This is a genomic window from Pseudomonas sp. 10S5 (assembly GCF_035019745.1).
Classification (GTDB): domain Bacteria; phylum Pseudomonadota; class Gammaproteobacteria; order Pseudomonadales; family Pseudomonadaceae; genus Aquipseudomonas.
This window is the reverse complement of the sequence record NZ_JASJVL010000002.1, coordinates 305,537-321,835: the sequence shown is the minus strand read 5'-3', so window position 1 is coordinate 321,835 and position 16,299 is coordinate 305,537. Positions and strand designations below refer to the sequence as shown.

The 16,299-nt window shown below is 56.2% G+C and carries 14 protein-coding genes; 11 read left to right on the top strand and 3 right to left on the bottom strand.

The genetic code is table 11. The features are described 5' to 3' along the window. Nucleotides 1–12: 12 nt before the first annotated feature. The 3 genes from QN378_RS02940 to QN378_RS02930 all read right to left on the bottom strand — a co-directional run bounded on the left by QN378_RS02940 (nt 13) and on the right by QN378_RS02930 (nt 2,205). Nucleotides 13–384: a translation initiation factor Sui1 gene (locus QN378_RS02940; RefSeq protein ID WP_322206644.1), complete on the bottom strand. Its 372-nt coding sequence runs from the start codon at nt 382–384 to the stop codon at nt 13–15. Between the two features lie 183 nt (nt 385–567). Continuing rightward, entirely contained in the window at nt 568–1,113 is a 546-nt protein-coding gene (locus QN378_RS02935; RefSeq protein WP_322206643.1) for an NUDIX hydrolase, read from the bottom strand. A gap of 3 nt (nt 1,114–1,116) precedes the next feature. After that, on the bottom strand, nt 1,117–2,205 hold the full coding sequence (locus QN378_RS02930; protein ID WP_322206642.1) for a DUF2333 family protein: 1,089 nt from the start codon (nt 2,203–2,205) through the stop codon (nt 1,117–1,119). Nucleotides 2,206–2,753: 548 nt separating this feature from the next. On the opposite strand from QN378_RS02930, the gene QN378_RS02925 reads away from it, so the two are divergent. From QN378_RS02925 to purD, 11 genes are all read left to right on the top strand, one after another. After that, nucleotides 2,754–4,421 (top strand): PleD family two-component system response regulator, encoded by a 1,668-nt coding sequence (locus QN378_RS02925; RefSeq protein WP_323548913.1) that lies wholly within the window; start codon nt 2,754–2,756, stop codon nt 4,419–4,421. A 173-nt stretch (nt 4,422–4,594) separates the two neighbouring features. Beyond that, on the top strand, nt 4,595–6,379 hold the full coding sequence (locus QN378_RS02920) for a protein-disulfide reductase DsbD (RefSeq protein WP_322206640.1): 1,785 nt from the start codon (nt 4,595–4,597) through the stop codon (nt 6,377–6,379). A 128-nt stretch (nt 6,380–6,507) separates the two neighbouring features. Continuing rightward, the gene (gene aroQ / locus QN378_RS02915) at nt 6,508–6,963 is read left to right on the top strand and encodes a type II 3-dehydroquinate dehydratase (RefSeq protein ID WP_322206639.1); all 456 of its coding nucleotides are present in this window, start codon (nt 6,508–6,510) and stop codon (nt 6,961–6,963) included. Nucleotides 6,964–6,987: 24 nt separating this feature from the next. Beyond that, nucleotides 6,988–7,437, top strand: coding sequence for an acetyl-CoA carboxylase biotin carboxyl carrier protein (gene accB, locus QN378_RS02910; RefSeq protein ID WP_322206638.1), 450 nt, complete (start codon nt 6,988–6,990; stop codon nt 7,435–7,437). 17 nt (nt 7,438–7,454) lie between these two features. Next, nucleotides 7,455–8,813 (top strand): acetyl-CoA carboxylase biotin carboxylase subunit, encoded by a 1,359-nt coding sequence (gene accC / locus QN378_RS02905; protein WP_322206637.1) that lies wholly within the window; start codon nt 7,455–7,457, stop codon nt 8,811–8,813. Between the two features lie 340 nt (nt 8,814–9,153). Then, a complete protein-coding gene (gene prmA / locus QN378_RS02900) occupies nt 9,154–10,032 on the top strand; it encodes a 50S ribosomal protein L11 methyltransferase (protein ID WP_322206636.1) in 879 nt (292 codons plus the stop codon). A gap of 54 nt (nt 10,033–10,086) precedes the next feature. Continuing rightward, the gene (locus tag QN378_RS02895) at nt 10,087–11,463 is read left to right on the top strand and encodes a DUF3426 domain-containing protein (RefSeq protein WP_322206635.1); all 1,377 of its coding nucleotides are present in this window, start codon (nt 10,087–10,089) and stop codon (nt 11,461–11,463) included. A 366-nt stretch (nt 11,464–11,829) separates the two neighbouring features. Next, entirely contained in the window at nt 11,830–12,843 is a 1,014-nt protein-coding gene (gene dusB, locus QN378_RS02890) for a tRNA dihydrouridine synthase DusB (RefSeq protein ID WP_322206998.1), read from the top strand. Continuing rightward, on the top strand, nt 12,840–13,160 hold the full coding sequence (fis, locus tag QN378_RS02885) for a DNA-binding transcriptional regulator Fis (protein WP_322206634.1): 321 nt from the start codon (nt 12,840–12,842) through the stop codon (nt 13,158–13,160). The genes dusB and fis overlap by 4 nt, the downstream gene beginning before the upstream one ends. Before the next feature lie 75 nt (nt 13,161–13,235). Then, nucleotides 13,236–14,843, top strand: a complete 1,608-nt coding sequence (gene purH / locus QN378_RS02880) for a bifunctional phosphoribosylaminoimidazolecarboxamide formyltransferase/IMP cyclohydrolase (RefSeq protein ID WP_322206633.1) — start codon at nt 13,236–13,238, stop codon at nt 14,841–14,843. 140 nt (nt 14,844–14,983) lie between these two features. Continuing rightward, nucleotides 14,984–16,279: a phosphoribosylamine--glycine ligase gene (gene purD / locus QN378_RS02875; RefSeq protein ID WP_322206632.1), complete on the top strand. Its 1,296-nt coding sequence runs from the start codon at nt 14,984–14,986 to the stop codon at nt 16,277–16,279. Nucleotides 16,280–16,299: the final 20 nt, after the last annotated feature.

The following is a 16,299-nucleotide window of genomic DNA, read 5'->3' as shown; positions in this document are numbered from 1 at the left end:
TAGAAAACGGATCTAGCCGCCTGACTTCTTGGCTTTGAACCCAAGCTTCGCCAACTCCGCCAGCAACAGCTCGACGTGATCACCTTGAATCTCGATCACCCCTTCCTTGATCGCACCGCCAGTTCCGCAGCGACGCTTGAGCGTAGTGGCCAAGTCCTTGAGTGGGTCTTCGGCCAGCGGCACACCGGTGATAGTGGTCACCGTCTTGCCGCCACGGCCCTTGCTTTCGCGGCGTACGCGGGCAATTCCGTCCCCTTCGGGAATAGTGGTTTGTTTGCATGCACAGGCATTCACGGGCTGACTACAGTCGGGGCAATGCCGTCCTGCGTCCGTAGAAAATACCAAACCGCCAAGGGCGGCGAAGGATGCGGCTTTTTTGGCCACCGGCAATCCTCTATTGGAGGACAAAGACGGGTCGGCTCCGGCGTTGCGGTAGACCGACCGCGAAGCCCCACTCAGGCAGGGGCAGCGCTACTGAACCAATCAATGGCTCAGCTTGAAAAGGTCGCGCAGTGTAACGGCAAAAAGTGCAGATGCTAAGCGCAAATATGCACCGATCATCATCTTTTATGCGTTACGCATAGACCGGCCTAAATAGCGCTTTAACGCAGCCAGGGAGTCCGGGCAATAAGGTTTGTGCTCAGTTTCCTGCAAGACCTCGTTAACCGGAATAAATCGCGCTTCAAGCACCTCTTCAGGCTGCAAGATCAGCGGACCGTCCCATACCGCACTGAACACTGCGCACCACAAACGGTTGCCCGGCTGGTCAAAAAAGAAACGCTCATGGGCAAGCAGTGGCACGCCGCTCACGCCCAATTCTTCTTCCAGTTCTCGCGCAGCTGATTGCGCATAGGTTTCATCGAAGAGCACCATCCCACCTGCCGCCACGTCCCAGTAACCTGGATAAATCGCTTTACTCAGAGTGCGCCGATTAACACAAAGCTCACCGGCCGAATTGAACAACAAAATATAGGTGCCTCGCCCGATCAGACCTTTTTTGCGCAAATGGGCCCGCTTGATGGAACCCAGCGGCAGGTCCTGCTCATCAACCCAAGCAATTTGTTCTGCATCAGAAGCGGCACGGTGAGCCGCCTCTCGAGGGGAGACCTGCATCATTTACCCCTGTGACAGTAATTGGCGCAGGTCGATCACTGCAGCGTTGGCCCGGGAAAGATAGTTGGCCATCACCAGCGAGTGGTTGGCCAAAACACCGAACGGACTACCATTAAGAATCATCGGACTCCACAGAGGCTCTTGCGATGCCTCCAGCTCACGGATGATCTGGCGGACGCTGACAGTCGCATTCTTCTTCGCCAGCACATCGGCGAAGTCAACTTCGACGGCACGTAATAACAGTGATAACGCCCAGGCTTGCCCACGCGCTTCGTAGAACACGTTGTCGATTTGCATCCATGGGGTTTCGACAATTTCCTCGTCAACCTGTGGCACTTCGCCTGGTTGGAGAGTCATAGTCGACTGCGTTTCGGTCTTCAACGTGCTGTTGAGCTTGACCCGACCGACGCTGGCCGACAACCGCTGCGACAGTGATCCCAGTCGGGTGCCTACGTCGCCCAGCCAGTTATTCAGATTGTCAGCGCGGGTATAGAACAATGCACCCTTTTGATTCGGGTCCGACAGCCGCGCTTGATAACGGCTCAGCGCATTTATACCGTCTCGATACTGCGACTCGGTAGAGGGCAGAATCCAGCTTTTGTTATCGAAGTTGAACAATGGCTCGGCTTTGGCCAAGTCGCTGTCTTCAGCCGACTGCGATTGTGAGCGGGCGAAATCCTTACGCAGCGCTCGACTCATGTCGCGCACCTGAATTAATACGCCATATTCCCAGCTCGGGATGTTGTCCAACCACAATCCCGGCGGGAAACGATCGTTAGATAGATAACCGCCTGGCTTGTCGAGCAATGTCGTCGCAACGGTCTTAAGCGTTTCGACGGTGGTGTAGCCCACCACCATCTGCTTGCCATCACGCTGAGCGGCCGCTTGGGCGTTCTGTTGAACCGGGAACAACTTCGGTTCGCTGCTCCAATAGCACCCGATCAGCACCGCCACCAGCAGATAAACAGCGAGTACGATGCCTAACGCACGGCTAAAAAAAACGCCCCCCCAGTAACCACGGGAGCGAGTCCCAACCGCGGGCTCGTCAACACGATCCCCTACGCTGCCAGCACGCTTCTTCCAGTCCAGCATGGCTATGTCCCTTCAATCACGAAATTCAATGGTTCGACCGCAACCTTACAGCAAGGTGCCTTGGTGTGGGAGTGAGACTAGCGATCTCATGGCCAAGCGCACTCACAGGCGATGGCACTTCGCCTCTAACGCTGCGCTACCGCAGAGGCTTTCTGAGCATGATTTAAAAATACGAATTTTACTCAATTTATAATTCTCCGACGCCTCTCTTCTGCTCAAACAGTTTTATCGTCCCTGTTAGTAATCTTTATATTACTCATGCCTCTCTAAAACGCCGGGGAGTGTGACCTCTGAGATATGTTTGTTAGCCGGAATTTTCGTTTAATACACACTAATAATTTGAAAAAACTTACAGAGGCCGTTGCTCGGACAGAAAACTCGATCAGTTTAAGAGAAGCTATACGATCGTATATACCCACCAAATTTTTGGCGCCAATTTTACCTACAGTTAGCAGTTAATTGACCTGCGACACACTAGATAGCGTGAAGAAGTGCTAGCATACCGCCACCAGTCAACCTCAGCGCACACCATAATCAGTAGCCAGGATATGACCGAGCCAGAAGACCCGAGTCGTGATCGACTCAAACATCACTTTGCCCAGCGGGTAACGCATCAGGCACGTCAAATTCTTGAGGTCTGGCAACGCTTGCAACAAAGTGAATGGTCGGCGGCCGACATGGCTGAACTTGCTGAGTCAACGCTTCGCTTACTACGTTTTGCCGAACGATTTGAACAACTCGAACATGTTCAACTGGCGCGCAGTATCAATCTGGCTCTCGCGGCGGTTGAAGCCAACCGCGGGCGCTTGAGCAGCGGCCTGATTACTGAACTCAATCAATTGATGCAGCGTCTCTCCCGTACAGGCCTGCGGCACGGCGATCGGCTGGAGCAAACCTCTCTGCCGCCGTTGCGCAAGCCGATCTATGTGATGCTACAAGAGCATGAGCGTGCCGATCGATTGGCCAAGCAGCTCGAGTTTTTTGGGCTTAGCGCTGTTGCATTGGAAAACATAGCCTCTTTTCACGCCAGCATGGCCGAGCGCCATCCCGCCGCGATTGTGATGGACGTGAATTTCGGCGGCCCCGGCCAAGGTTTGAAACTGGCGGCACAGGTCCAGGAAGGGTTGGAGTTCAAGCTGCCGCTGTTGTTTTTCAGTCACCTTGAAACCGACACGCCCACGCGACTTGCGGCGGTTCGCGCAGGTGGCCAAGAATTTTTGACCGGCACGCTTGAAGCTTCAAGCCTGCTGGAGAAAATCGAAGTGCTCACCTGCGTGGCGCAATACGAACCCTATAAAGTGCTGATCATTGATGACTCACGCGCCCAAGCCACTCACACCGAGCGGCTACTCAATAGCGCTGGCATTGTTACTCGCACATTGCTTGACCCCATCCAAACCATGGCCGAGCTCGCAGAGTTCCAGCCGGATCTGATCATTCTCGACATGTACATGCCGGGCTGCACCGGACCGGAATTGGCCAAAGTGATCCGCCATAACGACCGTTATGTCAGCGTACCAATCATTTATCTGTCGGCTGAAGACGATCTGGACAAGCAACTAGATGCAATGAGCGAGGGCGGTGATGACTTCCTGACCAAGCCAATCAAGCCGCGCCACCTGATCACCACCGTGCGCAATCGCGCGGCGCGGGCGCGCAACCTCAAGTCACGCATGGTCCGCGACAGTCTGACCGGCTTGTATAACCACACGCATATTTTGCAACTGCTCGAAGATTGTAGCTTTCGCGCGCGACGCGAAGGCAGGCCGCTGAGTTTTGCCATGATTGATATCGATCACTTCAAGCGCGTCAACGACACCCACGGCCATCCCATGGGTGATCGCGTTATTAAAAGCCTGGCACTGTTTCTCAAGCAGAGATTGCGCAAAACTGACTTCATCGGCCGCTACGGCGGCGAAGAATTTGCCGTCGTCATGCCGGACACTGATCTGCATAACGCTCACCGGGTGCTTGATGAGATTCGCCAGCGCTTCGCCGAAATCCATTACCCGGCGCAACCTTTGGATTTATCCTGCACGTTCAGTGCTGGCGTCGTAGAATTTTGCGACGGTGCCGACAGCCTGATGCTCGCGACCTTGGCAGACGACGCGCTATACCGCGCTAAAGATGCGGGGCGCAATCAAGTGCACGCCGGTCATCTCAAGCCCAACGCCAGCTTTCTTGAAGAGTTGGCCGACGCAGTGATTGCGCCGTAACGGCCTTCATGAATATAAAACCACCTCGACCGGTTCCCGGCTGATTGCAGCTTTTTTGCAACGACGATCTTGAGAATACGGGTAGATTTAGAAACTTGCCCTTACAACTCACGGCACAGCACGACGGGAAACAGTCCGCTATCATGCGCGAACTTTCGACATGCGAGACTGCTATGCGCCGCCTGCTTTGCCTGATGCTGTTGATCCTCGCCCTGCCCGCCGTCGGCGCGAGTTTGTTGGACAGTCGCCCGAGCACCACGCTGGGTGGTTCATTACTGAACAACAGCAGTGATTTTCTGCCAGTGCATGAAGCTTTTCGCCTGAACCTGATCGAAGTCACCGATAAATCGATCAAGCTGCGCTTCGTCCCCACCGAAGGCTATTACCTCTACCGCCATCGCTTTCAGTTCCGCGCAGAGCCCGCCGACATTGGTTTGGGCCAGGCACAACTGCCCCCCGGCGAAAAGAAACACGATGAGTATTTCGGCGACGTCGAGGTCTATCACGGCATTCTGGACGTCGACATCCCACGCAAACCTGGCGACAACCGCCCGTTCACCCTCGCGGTAACCTATCAAGGCTGCGCCGACAAAGGCCTGTGCTATCCGCCTGAAACCGAACGACTGGCCATTGGCGATGTTGCAGCAACAACCTCCGCTTTGCCTGCCTCCCTCCCCAGCAAAAACGCATGGAACTGGAAAGAACTGGCCCTGTTTTTCCTCGCTGGCATCGGTCTGACCTTTACGCCGTGCGTACTGCCGATGCTGCCGATTCTATCCGGCGTGGTATTGCGCGGTCAGATTGGAGGCGTGCGCGGGTTTAGCCTTTCGCTGGCTTACGTGTTGCCGATGGCGGTCTGCTTCGCGGTGTTGGGCGCGTTGATGGGCATGTTCGGCGCGAGTTTGAATCTACAGGCGCGCCTGCAATCGGCCTGGGTTCTGGTGCCCTTTGCGCTGTTCTTCGTGGTGTTTGCCCTGGCGATGTTTGACCTGTTTCAGGTGCGTTTGCCGCACTTCATCAGCAGCCATCTGCACCGCGTCGCAGGTCGCACGGAAGGCGGATCGTTGTGGGGCGCGGCTGTTCTAGGCGTGGTTTCCAGCTTGCTCGTTTCGCCCTGCGTTTCCGCGCCATTGGCGGGAGCGCTGCTTTATATAAGCGCCAGCGGCGATGCCTTGGGTGGCGCCATGAAATTGTTTGCCCTCGGCCTCGGCATGGGCGCCCCGCTAGTGATCGTCGCCACCGGTGGGGCCGCTTGGTTACCCAAAAGCGGACCGTGGCTGGTCACCGTTAAGAACATCATTGGCGTGCTGCTGCTGGCAGTCGCTATCGGCTTACTCAGCCGCGTTATTCCCGGCGAAATCACCTTACTGCTGCTGGGTCTGCTGGGGGCGGGGGTGGCCTTATTTCTTGGGGCGTTGGAGTTCTCACCGAAAACGCCCGCCGAGCGGTTAGCGCAGTTATTGGGCGTGTTCCTGCTGGTTTACGCGCTGGCGTGCTGGTACGGCGCGTTCAGCGGGCAAACCGACCCGTTCCGGCCGCTGGGAGGAACGCAACCGGCATTGATGGCCAATGGCGCGCCACCCGCCGCTGACGCCTGGCAAACCATCAGTTCCGCGACGGAGCTGGACCGGGCACTCAGCGAAGCGAAAGCCGCCGGTCAACCGCTGTTGCTGGATTGGTACGCGGACTGGTGCATCAGCTGCAAAGTGATCGAACACGACGTACTGCCCGACCCGGAGGTCAAGCGTCAGTTGGCCGGTTATCGATTGATCCGTTTTGATATGACTGAAAGCAACGCCGAGCAGCGCGCCTTACTTGACCGCTACCGCCTGTTTGGACCGCCCGCCTTGCTGTTCTTCGGTAAAAACGGCGCAGAGCAGGCCGAGGCTCGGGTAGTGGGTGAGATCAACGCCGCCGACCTGGTAAAGCGCATTAACAAGGCAAATGACCAAACCTAAAGGTCGAGTCATAAACTTCGCGCGAACATCGGTCATCGTGCTGGCTATTGCGGTTAACTGGACAGTCCACGGCAGATTGCGGCATAGTCGCTGCGCATCATGCTCGCTCACATAACAAGGAACAACAGATGGCGACGCTACTGGTTCTCCACGGACCTAATCTGAACCTGCTCGGCACTCGTGAGCCGGGCGTTTATGGCTCGGTAACCCTGGCGCAGATCAACCAGGATCTGGAACAACGAGCTCGTGATGGTGGCCATCATCTGCTGTATTTACAAAGCAACGCCGAATACGAATTGATTGACCGTATCCACGCGGCCCGCGATGAAGGCGTGGACTACATTTTGATCAATCCTGCAGCTTTTACGCACACAAGCGTCGCATTACGTGACGCGTTGCTGGCAGTGAGCATCCCATTCATCGAAGTGCATCTCTCTAACGTGCACAAACGCGAACCTTTCCGCCATCACTCTTACTTCTCCGATGTAGCGGTGGGAGTGATCTGCGGCCTTGGCGCCAGCGGTTATCGACTGGCCCTGGAGGCCGCCCTGGAACAGCTTGAACAACAAGCTATGCGCCCCTGACCGATCCTTGGGAGTTGACGATTCATGGATATCCGTAAAGTTAAAAAATTGATCGAATTGCTGGAAGAGTCCGGCATCGATGAGCTTGAAATTCGTGAAGGCGAAGAGTCTGTACGTATCAGCCGCCACAGCAAGACCCCTGCTCAGCAGTATTACGCGCCTGCACCAATGGCCGCTCCGGTTGCCGCGCCAGTCGCTGCTCCCGTTGTTGCAGAAGCACCGGCTGCGCCGAAATTGAATGGCACCGTGGTCAAGTCGCCTATGGTGGGTACGTTCTACCGCACCCCTGCACCGACCTCCCCTGCGTTCGTTGAAGTGGGCCAGACCATCAAGAAAGGCGACACCATCTGCATCGTCGAAGCCATGAAAATGATGAACCACATCCAGGCTGAAACGAGCGGAGTGATTGAATCCATTCTGGTAGAAAACGGTCAGCCGGTTGAGTACGACCAGCCGCTGTTCACTGTCGTTTGAGCCGCGGAGAAACAACGATGTTGAAACCTGCGAAGTTGCAAAAAGTTCTGATCGCCAACCGTGGTGAAATTGCCCTGCGGATCTTGCGCGCCTGCAAGGAAATGGGCATCAAGACCGTCGCGGTTTACTCAACTGCGGACAAGGATTTGATGCATTTGGGCCTGGCAGACGAAAGCGTTTGCATCGGCCCGGCTCCGGCCAACCTGTCCTACCTGCACATCCCGGCAATCATTGCAGCCGCCGAAGTCACGGGGGCCACAGCGATTCACCCCGGCTACGGCTTCCTGGCGGAAAATGCTGATTTCGCTGAACAGGTGGAAAAATCCGGTTTTGCATTCATTGGCCCAACCGCCGAAACCATCCGCCTGATGGGCGACAAGGTTTCTGCCAAAGACGCCATGAAGCGCGCAGGTGTACCGACGGTCCCAGGCTCTGACGGCCCGCTGCCGGAAGACGAGGAAATAGCGCTGCACATCGGCCGTCAGGTCGGCTACCCCGTAATCATCAAAGCCGCTGGCGGCGGTGGTGGTCGGGGCATGCGTGAAGTGCATCAAGAAGAAGACTTGATCGAGGCCGCCAAACAGACCCGAGCCGAAGCGGCCGCCTGGTTCAGCAACCCGATGGTCTATCTGGAAAAATTTCTGACCAACCCACGTCACGTGGAAGTTCAGGTGTTGTCCGATGGCCAGGGCCATGCGATCCACTTGGGCGACCGTGACTGCTCGCTGCAACGTCGTCATCAGAAGGTATTGGAAGAAGCACCAGCGCCGGGTATCGACGAAAAAGCACGGCAAGAAGTGTTTGCTCGCTGCGTCAAGGCCTGCATCGACATCGGCTACCGTGGCGCCGGGACCTTTGAGTTCCTGTATGAAAACGGCAACTTCTACTTCATCGAGATGAACACTCGCGTTCAAGTAGAACACCCGGTTTCGGAAATGGTCACCGGGATCGACATCGTTAAGGAGATGCTCAGCATCGCCGCTGGCAACAAACTGTCGTACACCCAAGATGACGTCGTCATTCGCGGGCATGCGATTGAATGCCGGATCAACGCTGAAGACCCAAAAACCTTCCTGCCAAGCCCTGGCATGGTCAAGCATTTCCATGCGCCGGGCGGAAATGGAGTAAGGGTCGATTCGCACCTCTACAGTGGCTACAAGGTTCCGCCGAACTACGATTCATTGATTGGCAAACTGATCACGTGGGGCGCAACCCGCGACGAAGCCATGGCACGCATGCGTAATGCCCTGGATGAAATCGTAGTCGACGGGATCAAGACCAACATCCCACTGCACCGCGACCTGACCCGTGATGAAGGCTTCTGCGAAGGCGGTGTCAACATTCATTACTTGGAACACAAACTGGCTAACGAATAACGGTCTCTATTGCTTGCGCAGTTGGTACCCAAAGAAAACCTGGCCTCGCAGCCAGGTTTTCTTGTCTCTAAGCCTGTTAATGTGGGCGAATAGGCTGAAAAAACCCTTGTAATAGGGTCACGGGGTGGAGGATTTGATTCATGCCAAGCAGCGAAACGTTAAAGTTATTGTGTTTACAAGTCAGTTTTCCTTAGCGCCATCTAAAAAATCTGCGCTCTGGTTGGCCCATTACTGCCAACAACGGCGTTGTTGTTTTTTGCCCTTCACCTTCGCGCTCAAGTAAACTTGCGCGCTTCTCGCAGCCAAGCGCTGCACATGTCATTTTTCATAGGTGCCCGCCATGCCTTGGCTGCAAGTCCGTCTCGCCATCAGCCCAGAACAAGCCGAAACCTACGAAGACGCTTTTCTTGAAGTGGGCGCCGTTTCCGTCACGTTCATGGATGCCGAAGATCAGCCAATTTTCGAACCTGAGCTGAACACCACGCCGTTGTGGTCACACACCCATTTGCTGGCGCTGTTCGAAGCCGATACCGACGCCGATCAAGTGCTGGCCCACCTGCAACTGCTCACCGGCGTCGAGCTGCCGGAGCACATGAGCGAAGTCATCGAAGACCAAGACTGGGAACGCAGCTGGATGGACAATTTCCAGCCAATGCGTTTCGGTCAGCGCCTGTGGATTGTGCCAAGCTGGCACGTCGCGCCGGAGCCTGACGCGGTAAATTTGCTACTTGATCCAGGCTTGGCCTTCGGCACCGGCACTCATCCAACGACGGCGCTGTGCCTTGAATGGCTCGACGATCAGGATCTTAAAGACTGCGACGTATTGGACTTCGGCTGTGGCTCGGGAATTTTAGCCATCGCTGCCCTGCTGCTGGGGGCGAAACAAGCGGTCGGTACCGACATCGACTTCCAGGCGCTGGATGCATCGCGAGATAACGCCGGGCGCAACCACATAGCACCCGAACGCTTTACGCTGTTCCTGCCCGAAGACCTGCCTCAAGAAAAAGCGGACGTACTGGTGGCCAACATCCTCGCCGGTCCACTGGTGTCATTGGCACCAACGCTCGCCAGTCTGGTCAAAGCTGGTGGCCGCCTTGCGTTGTCCGGGATTCTCGCTGAACAGGGCAAGGAAGTGGCCGCCGCTTACGCCGAAACGTTTGCCCTTGACCCGATTGCTGACCGTGATGGCTGGGTTCGCATCACTGGCCGTCGCCGTTAACCGTTGCTTGAAGCCGCGGGCTAGAATCAGCGCCTGCATGAACCGGATCGCCGCATGACCGACAGTTTTGTAACCCAGTGCCCGCACTGCCAGACCAGTTTCCGCGTGAGCCATGCTCAATTGAGCGTGGCCCGTGGCGTCGTCCGGTGCGGAGCGTGCCTGCAAGTTTTCAACGCTGCGAAACAGCTGCTCGGACAGCGTGCTGGCAAACTGGTCGAAGAGAGTCAGACCCCCTCTCCTGCGCCACCGACGACACCCAGGGCGCTGCCACCCGTTATTGCGCTTGACGAAAAGCCGACCGAGCAACCGGTTGAACGGCCATCCGATACACCCATCAAAGAGTGGAAGACTCCGTCGCACGATTTCGCCAGCCTTGACCTGGATAACCTTGATCTCGACGAAGCATTGGCCAAGCTTGAACAGCGAGAAATCCAGCTTCCGGAAACCTTTGGTCAAGCCGATCATTCCCGCAAGGGTGATTCAGCGATGAGCGCTCATCGCGACAACACAGAAGGCGAGAGTGAACAATACGCCAGCTTGCTAAACGATGACGCCGCCGACCGCGACCCTGAGCGGGAGTCGGCGGTGGATACCTCACACGAGGCGAAACTTACCCACGAGCCCTCTACACGTAACGAGCGCACCGAACCGTCGTTGTCCTACGCGCCCGGTGATTCGGAACACGAACCCAAGCCTCTCAATGCGGTGCCTGGAAATTCCGGGACCATCACTCACCACGGGGAAGCCGTTTACGATGAGTCGGGCGAGCGATTTTCGGCTGTTGATGACGAAGAGCTTCAACCGCTGAACGAACCGCCTCAGCGTCCTGGGCCTCGACTCAAGCGCAGTCGCACCGAGCCTGGCCTGCATGAAAATGTGCTGCGCAACAAACCTATCCTCGACCTCACGGATGACCCATTGCAGCTCGACTGGCAAAAACCCAAGCCTCGCTGGGGTCGTCGCTTTGCCTGGGGACTTCTGATTCTGCTGGCTGTCGCAGCGTTGGCCGGACAATACGTTTGGTATCACTTCGACGAGATGGCGCGACAGGATCAATACCGCCCCTGGTTTCAACTCGCCTGCCCTCAAGTCGGCTGCAACGTGCCATCCAAGGTGAACATAGACCTGCTCAAGAGCAGCAACTTGATCGTACGCAGCCATCCTGACTTCAAAGGTGCGCTGGTAGTCGATGCAATCATCTATAACCGAGCGTCGTTTTCACAGCCCTTCCCATTATTGGAACTGCGTTTTGCCGACCCCAATGGTCAGCTCATTGCCAGTCGTCGGTTTAAGCCAAGCGAATACTTGAGTGGCGAAATGGCGGGCAAGGCTGAAATGCCACCACAGACACCCATTCATATCGCGTTGGACATCCTTGATCCCGGTACCAAAGCCGTCAATTACAGCCTAAGCTTTCGATCACCTGAGTAGACCTCGGATAGCCCTCACAGGCGTTTGCCAGCCGGTCGATGGGCGATCACAGGTCGGCGAAAGATCGATAGATTAAAGCTAACCCGAGCGACAATTCCCGACCCGCTATTGGCGACACTTTTATGACATCCAGTGTTTGAGCCAAACTTGCGGCGATAAGAAAATAACTGCTCAGATTTTATCCAATTCAGCCTTTATCCAGTCATCGAGAGCGGGTATCATGCCAACCCTTTTTCATACTCTGGGTTCCGACTGAAAACTCGCTTCTGCACCTGAAAACGGACCTTCGGGCAGCGTGAACACGCAGCGACGAATGCAATGGTTTTCGCAAGAGCAGCGATGATCGGCCCCCTAACAGGCACACCTATGTCGGCGCTACGCATCGGCCCTTATACATTGCAAAACGGCTTGATTCTTGCCCCGATGGCTGGAGTTACTGACCAGCCCTTTCGCCAGCTTTGCCGCCAACTCGGCGCGGGGCTAGTGGTATCGGAAATGGTGACCAGCGACATGAGCCTGTGGAACAGTCGCAAATCGCGCCTGCGCATGATCCATGAAGGTGATCCTGAACCCCGTTCGGTCCAGATCGCCGGTGGGGACCCGCAAATGCTGGCAAACGCAGCACGCGCCAATGTTGAACTGGGCGCACAGATCATCGACATCAACATGGGTTGCCCGGCAAAAAAAGTTTGCAACAAGGCCGCAGGTTCCGCGTTATTGAAAGACGAACAACTGGTCACCGAGATCCTGCAAGCCGTGGTGGCGGCAGTTGATGTACCGGTCACCTTGAAGATACGCACCGGCTGGGACCGGTTGAACAAAAACGGCCTGACCGTAGCCAAGATCGCCGAACAAGCCGGGATTGTGGCATTGGCCGTGCACGGCCGAACCCGTGCTGATCTATACACCGGCGAAGCCGAGTACGACACCATTGCCGAGATCAAGCAGGCGGTGTCGATCCCAGTGTTTGCCAATGGTGACATTGATTCACCGGCCAAAGCCCGGTATGTGCTGCACGCCACCGGGGCAGACGGATTATTGATTGGCAGAGCCGCCCAAGGGCGGCCCTGGATTTTTCGCGAGATAGAACACTACCTGCGTACCGGCGAAATATTGCCCGCGTTACAGGTGAGTGAAGTGGAACGCATCCTGCTTGAGCACTTGGCTGCGCTGCACATTTTCTATGGCGATGTGTTGGGTGTGCGAATTGCACGCAAGCATGTCGGCTGGTATCTCGCAACCCTGCCGGGCGCCAGGGAGTTTCGTGCCCGTTTCAATCGTTTGGAAGATACGGAAACACAGTGCGCCGACGTTCGTGAGTTCTTCAGCGAGCGTTATGAGAGCCCGGAAACAGGGGACGAAAAAGAGGTGGCCGCATGACGATGATGACCGAGAATTTAGTGAGTGGAACAACACCCGTGAGCGAAAACGTAAATTTGAAACAGCACCTCAACACGCCCAGCGAGGAGGGTCAGACCCTGCGTGGCAGTGTCGAGAAAGCGCTGCATAATTATTTCGCCCACCTTGAAGGCGCTGCCGTCACGGATGTGTACAACCTCGTGCTGTCGGAGGTCGAGGCGCCGCTGCTCGAATGTGTGATGAACTACGTCAAGGGAAACCAGACCAAAGCCTCTGAATTACTGGGCCTTAATCGCGGCACCTTGCGCAAAAAACTCAAGCAGTACGATCTGCTGTAAGCATTAATCAAAAAGGCGACCCACCTCAGCGGGTCGCCTTTTTTGCTGACCCTTTTGCTTTAGATGGAAATTGAAATGACCGACCAGACTACCCGCCTGCCGATCCGCCGTGCGCTGATCAGCGTCTCCGATAAGACCGGCATCGTCGATTTCGCCCGTGAACTCGGAGCCTTGGGCGTCGAGATTCTCTCCACAGGCGGTACGTTTAAACTGCTGCAAGAGAACGGCATTGCGGCGGTCGAAGTCGCGGACTACACCGGCTTCGCAGAAATGATGGACGGCCGGGTCAAGACCCTGCACCCGAAAGTCCACGGTGGCATCCTTGGCCGCCGTGGCATCGACGACGCCATCATGGCCGAGCATGGGATCAAGCCAATCGACCTGGTCGCGGTCAACCTTTACCCTTTTGAAGCAACGATTGCCAAACCAGGGTGCGACCTCCCAACCGCCATCGAAAACATCGATATCGGCGGCCCAACCATGGTTCGCTCGGCAGCAAAAAACCACAAAGACGTAGCGATAGTGGTCAATGCCAGCGACTACTCCCACGTTCTGGAAAGCCTCAAGGCTGGTGGCCTGACGTACGCCCAACGATTTGACCTGATGCTCAAGGCGTTTGAACACACCGCCGCTTACGACGGCATGATCGCGAACTATTTGGGCAGCATAGATCAGACCACCGAAACCCTCAGTACCCAAGGCCGCAGCGCATTCCCGCGGACCTTCAATAGCCAATTCATCAAGGCTCAGGAAATGCGCTACGGCGAGAACCCGCATCAAAGCGCGGCGTTCTATGTAGAAGCCCATCCTGCCGAGGTCGGCATTGCCACCGCCACCCAGTTGCAAGGCAAAGAATTGTCGTACAACAACGTGGCGGACACCGATGCGGCACTGGAATGCGTAAAAAGCTTCGTCAAGCCGGCCTGCGTCATTGTCAAACATGCCAACCCTTGTGGCGTGGCAGTGAGCCCGGATGACGAAGGCGGCATTCGTCAGGCCTACGAGTTGGCCTACGCTACCGATAGCGAGTCAGCATTTGGCGGCATCATAGCCTTCAACCGTGAACTTGACGCCAAGACCGCTCAGGCCATCGTCGAGCGCCAGTTTGTTGAAGTGATTATCGCGCCGAGCGTTACTGCTGAAGCCCAAGCCATTATTGCCACGAAGATCAATGTTCGCTTGCTGATTAGCGGTCAATGGGCGACCGAGCGCAGCCCAGCCTGGGATTTCAAGCGCGTTAACGGCGGCTTGCTGGTTCAGAGCCGTGACATCGGCATGATTGGCAGCGACGACCTGAAAGTCGTCACCCAACGTGCCCCGAGCGAACAGGAAATTCATGACCTGATCTTCGCGTGGAAAGTCGCCAAGTATGTGAAGTCCAACGCCATCGTCTACGCAAAAAATCGCCAGACTATCGGCGTCGGCGCGGGCCAGATGAGCCGCGTCAACTCCGCGCGCATCGCCGCAATCAAAGCTGAGCACGCAGGTTTGTCAGTGCAAGGCGCTGTTATGGCATCGGACGCGTTCTTCCCGTTCCGCGACGGTATCGACAATGCAGCCAAGGTTGGAATTACCGCTGTCATCCAACCAGGCGGCTCGATGCGTGACAACGAAGTGATCGCTGCAGCCGATGAAGCAGGCATCGCCATGGTCTTCACCGGCATGCGTCACTTCAGGCACTGATTTCTATCCTATAAGAGCCAACTTGTTCGCTCTTGCCTGTAGTTTGCAGCCTCACTTATTCAAAGCAACAGGTGGTAGAGCACGTGCAACCTGCCTTTACTTGCCGCTTGTAGCTTGCAGCTTTCCGAAGGAGCTTTTATTTGAACGTTCTAATCATTGGCGCCGGTGGACGTGAACACGCGCTGGCGTGGAAAGTCGCGCAGGACCCACGTGTTGTGAAAGTTTTCGTCGCACCGGGCAATGCCGGGACCGCGACAGAGGCCAAATGCGAAAACGTCGATATCGACGTACTTGCCCTCGCTGAGCTGGCAAATTTTGCAGAAAAAAATGTATCCCTGACTATCGTCGGCCCTGAAGTGCCACTAGTGGCAGGCGTGGTCGATCTATTCCGCTCTCGTGGCCTGGATTGCTTTGGCCCCACCGCTGCTGCTGCGCAGCTGGAAGGTTCGAAAGCTTTTACCAAAGACTTCCTGGCGCGCCACAAGATTCCGACAGCTGATTACCAGAACTTCACCGAAGTCGAGCCCGCATTGGCGTACTTGCAGAAAGTCGGCGCTCCTATCGTGATCAAAGCCGACGGCCTCGCTGCGGGCAAAGGCGTGATCGTCGCCATGACCCTGGCTGAAGCTGAAGACGCTGTACGCGATATGCTCGCAGGCAACGCGTTTGGCGAAGCAGGTTCGCGGGTGGTGATTGAAGAGTTTCTTGATGGCGAAGAAGCCAGCTTCATTGTCATGGTCGACGGTAAGAACGTTTTGCCTATGGCCACCAGCCAAGACCACAAACGTGTCGGCGACGCCGACACTGGCCCCAATACCGGAGGCATGGGCGCCTACTCCCCAGCTCCGGTAGTGACCGCCGACGTTCACCAGCGCGTCATGGATTCGGTGATATGGCCGACTGTCCGCGGGATGGCCGAGGAAGGGAACATTTACACCGGCTTCCTCTATGCTGGTTTGATGATCGATAAGGCTGGAAATCCGAAGGTCATTGAATTCAACTGCCGTTTCGGCGATCCAGAAACCCAGCCAGTGATGTTGCGCTTGCAGTCTAGCCTGGTGTTGTTGATCGAAGCCGCGCTAGCCAAGGCTTTGGATAAAGTTGAAGCGCAGTGGGATCCTCGTCCAAGTCTGGGCGTCGTGCTGGCCGCTGGCGGTTATCCAGGTGATTACGTTAAAGGCGCTGCGATCAAAGGCTTGGATGTCGTAGCGGGTATGACCGGCAAAGTATTCCATGCCGGAACAACGTTGCAGGATGGCCAGGTAGTAACGTCAGGCGGGCGTGTCCTGTGTGCGACAGCACTGGGCGACACCGTGGGCGCCGCGCAGGAACAGGCTTACAGACTGGCGGCTGAAATTAGTTGGGACGGTTGTTTCTATCGCAAGGACATTGGCTATCGGGCCATTGCTCGCGAGCGTGGTGAAGATCTGGAATAAGGCATGCAGCCTCTCAGGCA